General features: G+C 43.2%; 12 protein-coding genes and 1 riboswitch. Of the genes, 3 read left to right on the top strand and 9 right to left on the bottom strand.

Going from position 1 to position 14,144, the window contains the following annotated elements:
- Positions 1-43 precede the first annotated feature (43 nt).
- On the bottom strand, positions 44-1,879 hold the full coding sequence (gene btuB, locus OCV36_RS00625) for a TonB-dependent vitamin B12 receptor (protein WP_135459039.1): 1,836 nt from the start codon (positions 1,877-1,879) through the stop codon (positions 44-46).
- A 40-nt stretch (positions 1,880-1,919) separates the two neighbouring features.
- Positions 1,920-2,123, bottom strand: a riboswitch (cobalamin riboswitch).
- A 155-nt stretch (positions 2,124-2,278) separates the two neighbouring features.
- Between btuB and trmA the strand changes: the two genes are divergently transcribed.
- Positions 2,279-3,388, top strand: coding sequence for a tRNA (uridine(54)-C5)-methyltransferase TrmA (gene trmA, locus OCV36_RS00620; RefSeq protein ID WP_102552848.1), 1,110 nt, complete (start codon positions 2,279-2,281; stop codon positions 3,386-3,388).
- 92 nt (positions 3,389-3,480) lie between these two features.
- On the opposite strand, the gene OCV36_RS00615 is transcribed toward trmA, so the two are convergent.
- Both OCV36_RS00615 and fabR read right to left on the bottom strand, forming a co-directional pair.
- Positions 3,481-3,852, bottom strand: coding sequence for a YijD family membrane protein (locus OCV36_RS00615; RefSeq protein ID WP_017075924.1), 372 nt, complete (start codon positions 3,850-3,852; stop codon positions 3,481-3,483).
- Entirely contained in the window at positions 3,852-4,493 is a 642-nt protein-coding gene (gene fabR / locus OCV36_RS00610) for an HTH-type transcriptional repressor FabR (RefSeq protein ID WP_017075925.1), read from the bottom strand. The genes OCV36_RS00615 and fabR overlap by 1 nt, the downstream gene beginning before the upstream one ends.
- A 327-nt stretch (positions 4,494-4,820) precedes the next feature.
- Here fabR and sthA point away from each other — a divergent pair, with 327 nt between their 5' ends.
- On the top strand, positions 4,821-6,221 hold the full coding sequence (gene sthA / locus OCV36_RS00605) for a Si-specific NAD(P)(+) transhydrogenase (RefSeq protein WP_004736699.1): 1,401 nt from the start codon (positions 4,821-4,823) through the stop codon (positions 6,219-6,221).
- A 195-nt stretch (positions 6,222-6,416) separates the two neighbouring features.
- On the opposite strand, the gene dinF is transcribed toward sthA, so the two are convergent.
- The 4 genes from dinF to OCV36_RS00585 form a co-directional block, all read right to left on the bottom strand.
- The gene (gene dinF / locus OCV36_RS00600) at positions 6,417-7,772 is read right to left on the bottom strand and encodes an MATE family efflux transporter DinF (RefSeq protein ID WP_210114740.1); all 1,356 of its coding nucleotides are present in this window, start codon (positions 7,770-7,772) and stop codon (positions 6,417-6,419) included.
- A gap of 122 nt (positions 7,773-7,894) precedes the next feature.
- The gene (locus OCV36_RS00595) at positions 7,895-8,773 is read right to left on the bottom strand and encodes a class I SAM-dependent methyltransferase (RefSeq protein WP_135459037.1); all 879 of its coding nucleotides are present in this window, start codon (positions 8,771-8,773) and stop codon (positions 7,895-7,897) included.
- A 97-nt stretch (positions 8,774-8,870) separates the two neighbouring features.
- Positions 8,871-9,491 (bottom strand): transcriptional repressor LexA, encoded by a 621-nt coding sequence (gene lexA / locus OCV36_RS00590; RefSeq protein WP_135459035.1) that lies wholly within the window; start codon positions 9,489-9,491, stop codon positions 8,871-8,873.
- Between the two features lie 94 nt (positions 9,492-9,585).
- On the bottom strand, positions 9,586-9,948 hold the full coding sequence (locus tag OCV36_RS00585) for a diacylglycerol kinase (RefSeq protein WP_135459034.1): 363 nt from the start codon (positions 9,946-9,948) through the stop codon (positions 9,586-9,588).
- Between the two features lie 220 nt (positions 9,949-10,168).
- On the opposite strand from OCV36_RS00585, the gene plsB reads away from it, so the two are divergent.
- Complete coding sequence (gene plsB, locus OCV36_RS00580) at positions 10,169-12,592, top strand: glycerol-3-phosphate 1-O-acyltransferase PlsB (protein WP_017075930.1); 2,424 nt, start codon at positions 10,169-10,171, stop codon at positions 12,590-12,592.
- A 116-nt stretch (positions 12,593-12,708) separates the two neighbouring features.
- On the opposite strand, the gene ubiA is transcribed toward plsB, so the two are convergent.
- Positions 12,709-13,563, bottom strand: coding sequence for a 4-hydroxybenzoate octaprenyltransferase (ubiA, locus tag OCV36_RS00575; RefSeq protein WP_135459032.1), 855 nt, complete (start codon positions 13,561-13,563; stop codon positions 12,709-12,711).
- A complete protein-coding gene (locus OCV36_RS00570; RefSeq protein ID WP_167853062.1) occupies positions 13,564-14,106 on the bottom strand; it encodes a chorismate lyase in 543 nt (180 codons plus the stop codon). It abuts the gene before it with no gap.
- Positions 14,107-14,144: the final 38 nt, after the last annotated feature.

Raw genomic sequence — 14,144 nt, 5'->3', positions numbered from 1 at the left:
ATACCCAATAAGAAAAACCGCCCGGGGGCGGTTTAGGTGTAAATTAGAATTGGTAAGCTACGTTCAAGTAGTAAGCACGCTCTGCGGCTGGGTACCCTAGAGCCGTTTCGTAGTCTTCATCAAGTAAGTTATCAACACGAGCACTGATCGTAGTGTTCTCATTAGCATAATAGCTAACAGCAGTGTCAACCAATGAATAAGATGGGAGAGTTACATCACTATATGGCCATGTCCCGTAATCAACATCAGGTCGCTTACCTACATATTGATAGCTTATAGACCAATCGACAACGTCAAATGCCACCAATGCATTCCACTTATACAGTTCTTTTGCTCGTCGCTGCAGCTGTTTACCATCATCACCTTCTGCATCTTTATAATCAGCACTCAACTGGTGTTGCACAATACCCGTATCAAACTCGGCAGTCAGCTCTATACCTTGAATATGCGTCTCACCATCAACGTTGATGTACTTATATGTTGTTGGGTGGTAATCGATTAGATTGGTGATCTTGTAATCGTATCCAGTTAATGTCCAATATACGTCTTTCACTAGACCATAGAAGCCCACCTCAATCGCATCAGACTCTTCTGGCTTAAGATCTTGAGTTCCGTAAGACGGATCATACTGTTGGTAAAGGTTTGGAGCTTTAAAAGCTGTACCGTATGAAGCTTTCATACCAAATTCTGGAATAAATTGATAACCAGCCCCGACGTTATATGTCGTTTCTGTACCAAATTCTTCATTGTCATCGACTCTTGCACTTGCTTCTAAAGTTGCAGAATCAACAGTGACTGAAGATAGGCCGAATACTGCCAAGTTAGAACGGTCGAATGTTTTATTCGCATTCTTATCTACATATGACTCATCGCGCCAATCAACGCCACCAGCTAACACAACATTCTTGTTTAATTTATAGCTATTAATCCACTGAACATTGCTTTGTTCTAATTCGTCTTGAGTTCCAGATGTTTTGCTTTCACCAAATTGATAGTTCCAAGAATCTTGGCTTTGTACTGTAGCTTGCATCTCAGAGCGTAATTGGCTGCCTTGATAAGTACCACCAATCGACACTGATAAATCGTCTTTTTCAGACTCCATATAACTGCGTGTACTATATGTATTGTCATACAGGGAAATATTCTCATAGGCACGAACATTACCAAATACACTGAATTCTTCATTCAACTTGTGGGTATAACCAATCAAACCATTCAACGTTTCGAAGCCATGGCGGTCGCCATCATTTAAGCCAGGTACGGGCTTAACATTGTAGCCTTCATCGCTTTCATGACTAATAGCAAGGTTTAACTGACCATTTTCAGAAGTCGCAACGCCGGATGCTAGACTAAGTTCTTGATAATCTAAGCTACCCAAACCAGCACTCAATGTTGTTGATTCATCCGTCGCACGAGCAATCGTAATAATGTTGATTACACCACCAATTGCTTCAGAACCATATAAAGAAGCTCGAGCTCCTCTTACATACTCGATCCTCTGAACATAACTCAATGGGATTTGGTTGAAATCGACTGCACCTTTTGCTGCACGAGCAAAACGAACACCATCAACTAAAACGAGGACTTGATCAGAACTTGTTCCGCGAACAAATATAGAAGCGAGCTGTCCTCTACCACCATTTTGAGTAATCTGGATCCCTGTTAATCTTCTCAACACATCTGGGATTGTTTTAGCTTGTGTTCTTTGAAAATCTTGGCGAGTGACAACTTCAACATCAGTTAATGTCGCCGTGGCAGACTGCTCAAAACGGTTAGCCGTAACCACCATGGTTTCGTCAGCAGATGCTTCTTGGGCGTGTAAATTGGAGATAGGTGAAAGTAGCGATGCTACAGCAACCGCTAAAAGGGATTTGTTCATGTTGTGATCCTAAATCGCGTAAAGTCCTACCAAACCACATTGTATGGCTTAGCCGCTGGCAGGTATTCGGACTCAAGAGCACAACCTTTTGGTTTACCTCATATTCGACTTCCCACAAAACGCTATTTGCAGTGTCTATGAATATTCGTTCTCTTTTACCGCTGCGCGTCAGTTCTGGATTCACACCAGATTCCCTCTTCAGCCATCTATACATCCAAATGGCACCAGCTTGCGGGAGATAGTATTAATCTATGAATCATTTGTCTAGTCTAAGATAGTTATAAGCTATAGTTTTCATGGTCGATTTACACTGAATAGCTCTCAACACTGGACAAGCGTCTGTGATTGAATAAAATCTGCGCTCTTGATTTAAAAGCACGACAGCAAAAAGGCATAACAATGGCGAATTTAGATGTAAACCCGCAACGCTACCAAGAACAACTGACAGAAAAGACCGAACGTCTTACTGAAATGTTCTCACAATACAATGTGCCTGAGCTGGAAGTGTATGAATCACCAGAACAACACTACCGCATGCGTGCTGAGTTCCGCGTGTGGCATGAAGGTGACGATATGTATTACGTCATGTTCAATCAAGAAACCAAAGAAAAATATCGTGTAGACCAGTTCCCTGCAGCTAGCCGTCTTATCAACGACTTAATGCCTCTATTAACAGATGCAATGAAAGAGAACCATTCTCTACGTCACAAGCTATTCCAAGTCGATTTTCTATCTACATTAAGTGGTGAAATCTTAGTATCACTCCTTTACCACCGTCAATTAGGTGAGCAATGGATTCAAGATGCCAAAGCACTTAAACAGAAACTAAACGATGAAGGTTTTAACCTAAACCTTATTGGTCGTGCACGTAAGATGAAAATCGTACTGGATCGCGACTACGTCATTGAAAAGCTAGACGTGAATGGTGATAGCTACATCTACCAACAAGTAGAAAATAGCTTTACTCAGCCAAACGGCAAAGTAGCAGAAAAAATGCTGGAGTGGGCTGTCGACTGTACTCAAGACAGCAAAGGTGACTTACTAGAGCTTTACTGTGGTAACGGTAACTTCTCATTAGCACTGGCACAAAACTTTGAGCGTGTACTTGCAACAGAGCTAGCGAAGCCATCCGTAGAGTCTGCGCAATACAACATTGCGGCCAACAAGATTGATAATGTTCAGATCATTCGTATGTCTGCAGAAGATTTTACTGTAGCAATGGAAGGTAAGCGTGAATTCCGCCGCCTGCAACAAGCAAACATCGATCTGAAGAGCTACAACTGCAACACTATCTTTGTTGATCCACCGCGTTCAGGTATGGATGTTGATACTTGTAAGATGGTGCAAGGCTATGAGCGTATCATGTACATCTCTTGTAACCCTGAGACATTGAAAGAGAACCTAGACATTCTAAGCGAAACACACGACATCACTCGTTTTGCTCTATTTGACCAGTTCCCTTATACGCACCACATGGAAGCCGGTGTATTCCTAGAGCGTAAAGCGTAAATATCGCTCTCTAGGTCGAAGCCAAAGCCAAACAACGGATACAAAAAAACGAGCCAATTGGCTCGTTTTTTTATTTATAATTATAAGTAGGTTTAAGCGGTTTTACCGATAAAGCCTAGCTTCTTACCGACCCAACCGAGAAGCAGCATCGCGACAATAATCGCAAAGAAGTTTGAACCTGCATCAGGGTGTTGAGCTTTAACAAAAGCCGAGTGACCAAATGCACCAACAAAGAAACAAGCTAAACCTACCAGCGGAATATCTTCAGATACTGGATTCGTTAGGTATTCTTGGTAAAGCGCTTGTACAGCCAAAACTAAAGCAATAAGAGGGAAAATAGAGAAGCCCACTTCGCTCATTGTTACCCAAGATAACAATGCATCACCACACACACCTGCAACAACAGCAAGTACGAGTGTCTTTCTTTCAGAACCACGGTTTACAGTATTATTTTCATTCGACATTATTCAATCCCGCCTTTTAATCGGTTACGTTCACGTTCTTTACGATACCAAAAAGCCCCTTTGGCCATCATTCGCAATTGCATGATCAAGCGATCAGCCAATTCATCTCGCTGACGTCGATCTAAATCTAATGCTTCTGCCCCTGAGTTAAAGACCAATATGACGGAAGCTTCAGCTTGAGTAAAAGCTTCATCTCGTGTCATGCCAGTCGTTATCAGATATTCGGTTAACTCAGCAGAGAAGTGCTGTATCTCACGAGCTACCGCTGCACGAAACTCAAATGAAGTTCCTGAACGCTCTCGTAATAACAGTCTGAATACGTTTGGACTGCTTTCAATGAACTCCATAAAGGTTTCAACCGATGTGCGAATCACACTGCCTTCTTTTGCTATACGCTGCCGAGCTTGACGCATTAGTTGGCGTAGTAATAAGCCTCCTTCATCAACCATGGTTAAGCCAAGCTCATCCATATCTTTGAAGTGACGATAAAAGGAAGTCGGTGCTATTCCAGCCTCACGAGCGACTTCTCTCAAGCTTAGGTTGGAAAAACTACGATCGGCGCTAAGTTGGCTAAATGCTGCATCAATTAAGCTGCGACGAGTTTTTTCTTTTTGCTGTGCGCGAATGCCCATTGGTTTCATACTTTATCAATTTCTTCTTTTACAGCCTAAACAGGCATGTCTAAACCTCGGTTTAATATAACGCGAATCACTTATTTATATAAGGCAATCTGGTTATATAAGACACTAAACACGCCTCTTTGTTCACGTACCGAAGTAAATACGTTCGAAGAAAAAATTTCAATATCCACACTGTCATTTGGAGACATACAACATACCAAATATTATTTTTTCGATAACACTGCGTGATCCCACCGACTCTCTGATGCCCTTTTCATGTACCCAAGAACAGAATCAGTTAAAATCTCGCTAAAGCAATGTTAATCAAATATAACAAGGAAGATATCTATGCCGCACTCCAACCACTTTGATGTAATCGTAATTGGTAGTGGCCCCGGAGGAGAAGGGGCAGCGATGGGATTAACCAAAGCCGGGTTGAACGTTGCAATCATTGAAAAAGAGAGCAGTGTTGGTGGTGGTTGTACACACTGGGGAACCATTCCTTCAAAAGCACTTCGCCATGCCGTAAGTCGTATCATTGAATTCAACAGTAATCCGCTGTTTTGTCAGAACAACAAAAGCATTCACTCGACCTTCTCCAATATTTTGGGGCATGCTAAATCAGTCATCGACAAACAGACTCGATTGCGTCAAGGCTTCTACGACCGTAACCAGTGCACATTGGTATTTGGTACGGCGCGTTTTATCGATACTAACACTATCTCAGTCATGCAGAGCGATGGTACTGAAGAACATTACAGCGCAGACAAATTTGTTATCGCAACAGGTTCTCGCCCTTATCAACCAGACAACGTCGACTTTCTGCATGAACGTATCTACGACAGCGACTCGATTCTTTCTCTTAAACACGATCCTCAACACATCATCATCTATGGTGCTGGCGTTATTGGTTGTGAATACGCTTCAATCTTCCGGGGTTTAGGCGTGAAAACCGATCTTATTAATACTCGAGATCGCCTGCTGTCATTCTTAGACAATGAAACCTCGGATGCTCTGTCTTATCACTTCTGGAACAGCGGCGTTGTTATTCGTAACGATGAGACCTTTGAGAAAATTGAAGGCACTGATGACGGTGTAATCATTCACCTAGAGTCAGGTAAGAAAATGCGTGCTGACTGTCTACTGTATGCCAATGGCCGAACGGGTAATACTGACAAGCTGAATCTTGGTGCCGTTGGCTTAGAAGCGGACTCTCGAGGACAAGTCTCAGTCAACAGCAACTACCAAACCAGTGTTGAACATGTTTACGCTGTCGGTGATGTGATTGGTTATCCTAGCCTAGCAAGTGCTGCTTATGACCAAGGTCGATTCGTGGCCCAAGCCGTGGTGAAAGGTGAAGCAGAACGACACCTTATCGAAGATATCCCAACAGGTATCTACACCATTCCTGAGATCAGCTCTGTCGGAAAAACAGAACAAGAGCTTACCGCGGCTAAAGTACCTTATGAAGTGGGACGATCTTCATTCAAGCACTTAGCTCGTGCTCAAATCGCAGGTAAAGATATTGGTAGCTTGAAGATACTTTTCCATCGTGAAACTAAAGAGATTTTAGGTATCCACGTGTTTGGTGAGCGTGCTGCTGAGATCATCCACATCGGTCAGGCGATCATGGAACAGAAAGGTGAAGCAAATACCATCGAGTACTTTGTGAATACGACCTTCAACTATCCAACAATGGCCGAAGCTTATCGCGTCGCAGCGCTTAACGGACTTAACCGTTTATTCTAAACAAAGAACCAAAAGGACTATTTGACCACCTGTAGGCCAAATACATAAACAGCAAGCCATGAGCTTGCTGTTTTCATTTAAACCACTGAATTATATAGTCATGTTAGTATTTAGATCATGATGTTCTAAATGCCATCTTACCTGCACAGCTTCTATTTATCGCTCCCTGAACTAATCTATCTAAGGCTATCTAAGCTAAGCGAGAAACTCTCCTTTCTTCCACTGAGAAACAAATAAAACACCAAGACCAATGCCACGCATCGCCATAAAGCTCAGCATCGCTAGCCACAGCGCGTGGTTCTCTAAACCTGATGCTAAGTAAAAAATCGCAAAAAAACTACAGGTCGCAACAAACATACTATTGCGCATATCCTTACCTTTCGTCGCTCCCACAAAAATACCATCCAATAAGAAGCACCACATCGAAACCAACGGCATTGCAATCAACCATGGCAGATAAACCTCAGCCTGACTCTTAACTTCTGGGATTGTGGTGATCATATTAATCAAACTAGACCCAGCAATCGCGAACACTATGGTCAGTACCAAACAAATATTGAAACTCCAAAAGAAAGTACCTATCAAAGACTGATTTAACTCATCTTTATCTTTCGCACCAATAGCCTTACCCACCATAGCTTCCATTGCGTAGGCAAAGCCATCCATCCCATAAGAGATAATCATCAGAAAACTCATCAACACCGCATTGGCTGCTACCACATCATCACCAAAACTTGCCCCTTGGAAGGTCATAAAAGTGAAAGTCGCTTGCAGACACAGCGAACGCAGAAAGATATCGCGATTCAGTTTTACGAAACGACTCAAACCTTGACTGGTTTTCTTAAGCAGATCCCATGGCGATGGTAACTGCTTCTTTGCCCAGATTCGGCAAACACAAACCAAGCCAAACGTTAGGCCGGCATAATCAGCGATCACCGACGCCAGCGCCGCGCCTTCAACTTGCCAACCTAGGCCAAGAACAAACACGATATCCAAAACGATATTGGTGATATTGGTAATAATCACCATCCACATTGGCGCTTTAGCATTTTGGGTTCCGAGCAACCAACCTAAAATGACAAAATTAGTCAGCGCAGCAGGCGCACTCCATGCTCGAATTGAGAAATACTGTTGACCATAATGTTTAACTTGATCACTAGCACTACTCAGAGAGAAAACCGTATCCGCAACAAAACTGTGTAAAAGTAAGAAGACACCAGCAAATCCTAAAGCCATAGTCACGCCTTGCACGAAGACCAAGCCGAGCTGCTTGCTATCATTCGCACCGTAAGATTGCGCGGCTAATCCCGTCGTCGACATTCGTAGGAAACCAAGTAACCAAAAAGTCACACTGATCATCGTGCCACCTAACGCCACACCACCTAAATACCAAGAATGCTGAAGATGACCGATAACCGCAGCATCGACTAAGCCGAGTAGAGGAACCGTAATATTGGAAAGAACCATAGGGATCGCAAGTAATAGCACTTTTTTGTGCATCGCCTGATTAGATAAGGTTTGAAAAATAGTTTGGGGGTTGAATAACTTCACGAGCACCTCTTCGATTAGAGGCGATAGTTTAACCTAGTGAGTATGCTTACACTATGCTGCTCGCTTTTACTTATGTCGCGCGTTTGCTGAACTACCTATTTGATAGAGTAAGTAATCTTGCATTACCATTTCACGAGCACCAATTGTGGAGTTAGACGTTTTTTTAACTGAGAAATCTTACACAGTAATCGCTGCCACAATTTCCAACGATTGCATTGCTGTTCTAATGGTGAAAATGACTTAACCCATTGCGCCCAAGGTAGCCAATTAAGAACACTGTCTATCGGAGAAGATAAGCCATGTGCATATTTTCCAGAACCGAGCTTTTGTCCCAGAGCGCTAGAGCTTTTATCTCCAGCTAACACTAAACACGCATGTGCGTGGGTAAAGTAACGACTAAGCGACTGAATAAAGTGTGCCGTCTGTTGTTCATTGCAGTCAAGCAAAGCATGTTCACACACCACCATCACCGAGGCTTGCTCTGGAATGTTAAGTTCATCCAACCAAGTAAGATCATCAACGGAACCACACTCTAAACGATAGCGTTCATTTTTGTGGAACAGGCGTTGTCGCCAAACTAGGTTCTCGGTTACATCCAGTTCAACCCAATGACAGCGACCATTATCTAAGCGGTAGAAACGGGTATCGAGACCGGCCCCAACATTGATAATCCACGCGTCTGGGTTATGAGATAGAAACTGTTGAACTTGAGAGTCACAAAGTTGAGTCAATGTGGCATAGAGAAGTTGTTGTTGGTCGAGTTCGCCAGTAAGACATTCTGGTGCCAATTGGCAACGCTTACAGGCTTGTGCTGCAATAGGGTCATAAACTAGACCGTCATCGGCAAGGCTTTCACGACTGCGAAACCAAAGGTGTTGAACGAGATTGGTCGGAACTTGAAATTCTTGATGTGCAGACCCTAGATAAGAAGAAGCCTTTTGATCAGAGGAGCGCGGCTTACTAACAAGCGGCTTCATTTGAGGTTTGGTTGGGTTTGGCATCATCATCTTCCTTGTATCTCGACAAAGAAGATGATAATGAATATCAATTACAATAACAAGTTATTGAGAATAAATATCAATAAGCGGTTTGTACTGACTACATCCAATCGGTATTTCGAATAATACCAACCGCAAGTCCTTCGATAGACAAGTGTTGAGATTCTAGATCAACATGAATAGGAGAAAAGTCTTTATTTTCAGCATGTAACAGAACCGTTGAACTTTTTCGTTCTAGACGTTTTACTGTTACATCATCGTCGACACGAGCTACGACAACCTGACCATCACGTACATCTTGTGTTTTATGAACAGCCAGTAAATCACCATCCATAATACCGATATCTTTCATACTTTCGCCATTTACACGAAGTAAGAAGTCAGCTTGCGGTTTAAACATACCTGGGTCAACTTGGTAATGCATTTCTACATGCTCTTGAGCCAAAATAGGCTCACCAGCGGCAACCTGACCGATTAATGGTAAACCTTGCTCTTCATTCGCTGCATCTTCAAGCAAAATACGAATACCACGAGACGCACCCGGGATAATCTCAATCGCTTCTTTACGAGCAAGAGCTTTTAAATGTTCTTCTGCAGCGTTAGCAGAACGGAAGCCTAATTCACGCGCAATTTCTGCACGTGTCGGTGGCATACCGAAATCTTCGATCTTACCTTTGATAAGGTCAAAAACTTGTTGTTGGCGGGGCGTTAACGGCTTCATGATTCACCTGTCTTTTTATACAGTTGACTGTGAGTATATCCAGTAACTGGACAAAAGCAAAGCAATTGGTTGTTTTTAGTTCATTTTTAACTAATTACAAAAATAAGATCTCTAACCACACATAACCCGCTAGCGCTAAACAGATGAAAACCGCTGCCGAACCAACATCTTTCGCCATCCCTGATAGCTCATGATGTTCACTACCAATTCGGTCAATGACCGCTTCAATCGCGGTATTTATCAACTCGACAACGAGCACTAATACAACAGCTGAGATCATTAAGATCCGCTCAACCTGGCTTACGTCTAGGTAAAACGCTAATGGGATAAGCACTGCTGCCATAAACACTTCTTGTCGAAATGCGGCCTCGTTTTTAAACGAACTCGTAATGCCTTGCCATGAAAAGCCTGCCGCTTTCACGATACGTTTGAATCCGGTGTTTGATTTTTTAGCCATTTTTAACCCTATACTCAATCAGTTGATGAATGATTTTCCACAAACTTAACGGCAATATGACTATTTCCATTAAAAGGTTAGACCAGTTTCTGGTATTCTTGCATCGATTAAATTTACGCCTAGGCTTATCCCTATTTCACTCATAGGTTTTATCCTTTTCATCATAGAAATAGAGATACGCTTAAGCACATTGAAATAACTATTGAGGCAGTGAACCTATATGTCTTCTGGACAATCTTTTTCACGTTCATTAATGAAGCTACCTTTATCCATTTTGGTAAAAGGCACATCAATCCCTTCGAACCCTGTTGAGGATTTGAACATTGATTTAGGCAAACCGATTGTATACGCCTTACCGTTTCGCTCAAGTGTCGACCTTCTGACACTACAAAAGCATGCGTTGGAATTAGGTTTACCCGATCCTTTAAGCAAACTTGAAATAAGTGGCAAATCACTGCAACGCTACGTTTTTATCTCTTCTCGCAAAACACTGCTTCAAGACGATGATTATGTACCCAGCTCTTCTATTGAGGTTTTCTCGGAGCTGCTTTCATTGCATGCTGAAGACTCTGAGCTCGATGTTCAAGTTATCCCTGCTACTGTGTTGTGGGGACGTAAACCTGGTAAAGAGAATAACCAAAAACCTTACCTACAAGCAATGAACGGCTTAGAAAAGTCAAAAGCAGTATTACTAGCAGGTCGTGACTGTTTAGTTCGCTTTAGCCCTGTGGTTTCTTTACGTTACATGGCCAACTCACACGGTACCGACAGCACCATCGCACACAAACTGGCACGCGTGGCACGTATTCACTTCTCACGCCAAAAGCTAGCTGCATCAGGGCCTAACCTACCAAGTCGCCAAGCTCTTTTTGACCGCCTACTAAAATCTGAAGCGATTAAGAAAGCGATTGAAGACGAAGCTCAAGCAAAGAACATCTCTATCGAGAAAGCGAGCAAAGAAGCTCAAGACATCATGGACGAGATTGCTGCGAACTTCTCTTACTCGCTAATCAAGCGTGGTGAAAAGATTCTTGGTTGGCTATGGAATAAATTGTATCAAGGCCTGCATATAAGCAACGCTTCAACAGTTCGTAAGCTGGCTCAAGATGGTCATGAAATTGTTTATGTGCCTTGTCACCGCAGCCACATGGATTACTTACTGCTTTCTTATGTGCTTTATCACGAAGGTATGGTTCCTCCACATATCGCTGCGGGTATCAACCTGAACTTCTTCCCTGCCGGTCCGATTTTCCGTCATGGCGGTGCGTTCTTTATTCGTCGTAGTTTCAAAGGCAACAAGCTGTACTCGACTATTTTCCGTGAATACCTAGCAGAACTGTTCGCTAAAGGTTACTCAGTAGAATACTTCAGTGAAGGGGGTCGCTCTCGTACCGGTCGTCTGCTGCAAGCCAAAACCGGCATGCTAGCGATGACCATTCAAGCGATGCTACGCGGTATGAACCGCCCGGTTACTTTGGTTCCGGTTTACATCGGCTACGAGCATGTGATGGAAGTGGCAACTTACGCGAAAGAACTTCGTGGTAAACGCAAAGAGAAAGAGAACGCGAGCCTTGTAATTCGTACTCTGCGTAAACTGCGTAACTTTGGCAAAGGTTATGTGAACTTCGGTGAGCCTATTCAGCTGAACCAATACCTGAACGAGCACGCACCAGAGTGGACCAAAGACATCGACCCAATGGGAACCAGCAAGCCACAATGGATGAATCCAGTGGTTAATGACCTGGCAACCAAAATGATGACGCACATTAACGATGCCGCGGCGACTAACGCACTGACTCTTTGTGCAACGGCACTATTGGCTTCAAGACAGCGTGCATTGTCCCGTGACTCTTTGGTTTCTCAGATCAACTGTTACCTGTCTCTGCTTAAGAACGTACCTTACTCTGATACATTTACGGTACCAAAAGACAGCGCTGAAGATCTGGTAAAACACGCTGAATCGCTGAACAAGTTCCTAATTGAATCAGACTCAATGGGTGACATCATCTCGCTAGACCGTCACCAGTCGATTCTGATGACTTACTACCGTAATAACATCATTCATTTGTTTGCTCTACCATCGTTAATCGCTCAAATGACCATTCGTCAGCGCGGTTTATCAATTGAAGCTATTCAAAAGAATGTTGCAGCCATTTACCCGTTCTTGAAGAAAGAGCTGTTCTTAAGCTACGACGAATCACAGCTTGAAGGCGTAGTCGCAAACATTATTGATGAACTAGTAAGCCAAGGCATGATTGTTGTGTCTGACAATGAAGTGACGATCAACCAATCGAACAGCCAAGCTCTTATGCTGTTAGGCCGTACGATTTCAGAGACGCTACAGCGCTACTCTATTGCTCTAAATTTGTTGGCAGAGAATCCTGAACTGGATAAGTCTGATCTTGAGCAGAAGAGCCAAGACATCGCACAGCGCCTTGGTCGACTGCATGGTATCAATGCTCCAGAGTTCTTCGACAAAGGCGTATTTGCCTCGATGTTCGCAACGTTGAAGCAGCAACAATATCTAGATAACGACGGTAACTGTGATTTAGAGAAAACTCAGCAATTTGCTAAGCTTCTTCACTCGATGCTTTACCCTGAAGTTCGCCTGACGATTCAAGAGAGCATTCACCAAGCAGAGTAGTCTCTTTTCAATACTTAGCTTCAATACTTAGTTGTAATAGCTAGATTGAGCACGATCAGAAAAGGCACCCAATGGGTGCCTTTTTATTTGGCTTTTTCTTTAGCGAAAACTGATACTTACCAGAAGGTAATGAACAAACCGACCGTGACTGCCATTCCAACATAGTTATTATTTAGGAAAGCTTGAAAGCATAAATCTCGATCACGGTGGCGCATCAAATGTTGTTGGTACACGAACAAGCTTCCTGCCGCCAATAACGCCCAGTAGAAGGTATCGCCCAATTGATACTGCATGCCCAATACAATCAACATCGCTAGTGTCACTAGCTGCAAGAAACCCACAATAAGCTTATCAAAGCGCCCGAATAAAATAGCCGTCGATTTAATGCCGATCTTCAGATCGTCATCTCGATCGACCATCGCGTATTGAGTGTCGTAAGCGATCGTCCACAATGCGTTAATTGCAAAAATGAACCAAACAACACCTGGTAATTCGTTAGTTTGCGCCGCCCACGCCATTGGGATTGCCCAACTAAAAGCTAAGCCGAGGAACAATTGTGGAAGGTGTGTAAAACGCTTCATAAAAGGATAAATGAACGCTAAACCAACTCCGATAAAAGAGAGCTTAATCGTCAATGAGTTCATGGTAAGTACTAGTAAGAATGAAACCACTGCCAACACTAAAAAGAGCAGTATCGCTTCCTTACTGGAAACCAAACCTGACGGTAATGGACGTTGCTTAGTGCGCTTTACATGACCATCGACTTTGCGATCCGCAAAATCATTGATCACACAGCCAGCCGAACGCATTAACACCACGCCTAGAACGAAAACAACCAAGACATCAAAGTCCGGCATACCTTGCGCGGCGATAATCAGCGACCACAAAGTTGGCCAAAGGAGTAATAAGGTACCAATCGGGCGATTCATTCGCGTTAATTGCCAGTACGCTTTCGCTTTGGTGGCAAGCATTTACACACTCTCCTTAGAGTAAATGGGTGATGTTGGTAAAAATAGTTCGGCTACAAGCATCGGTTTATGATTCATCCATAATCGAGAGCGACGCGCGAGTAATCGCTCATCACCTGCGATAACCCAACCGACTTGCAACGCATCTCGTTCTACATTCTCAGCACTAAAAACGGTTAACCCCAGCGGGACGTTACCTTGTTGAGAAAGGTCGGAGTGCTGATGATCCTCTAATGTGACTCGAGGAATTAAGGTTCGACCTAACACCCACGGTTCATCATCACCCTTTAAGATTACTTTACGGAGTAAGCAATCATACGATGATAAAAGATGTTCCTCGTCTTGTTGCAGCATTGAGCGTTCTACAACTTGATTGTGAAGCAGCTCAACAGACAGGTGCTGACAACACTCCCCCAACTTGCGGGAAAGAGAACCTTGCTCCATAAGCCACTCTTGGGTGGTTTTATTAGGAAAATCAAATGTTTCTGTACTTTGCCAATCTACATTCATTAACGAATTAAGATACAGCGATATTGGCTGATTCATACTAGTATTCAATAGGTGACTTTACACGTACAATAAAG

Origin of the sequence: Vibrio echinoideorum (assembly GCF_024347455.1) — a bacterium.
In the GTDB taxonomy this organism is placed as follows: domain Bacteria; phylum Pseudomonadota; class Gammaproteobacteria; order Enterobacterales; family Vibrionaceae; genus Vibrio; species Vibrio echinoideorum.
This window is presented reverse-complemented; position numbering and strand designations above follow the sequence as displayed.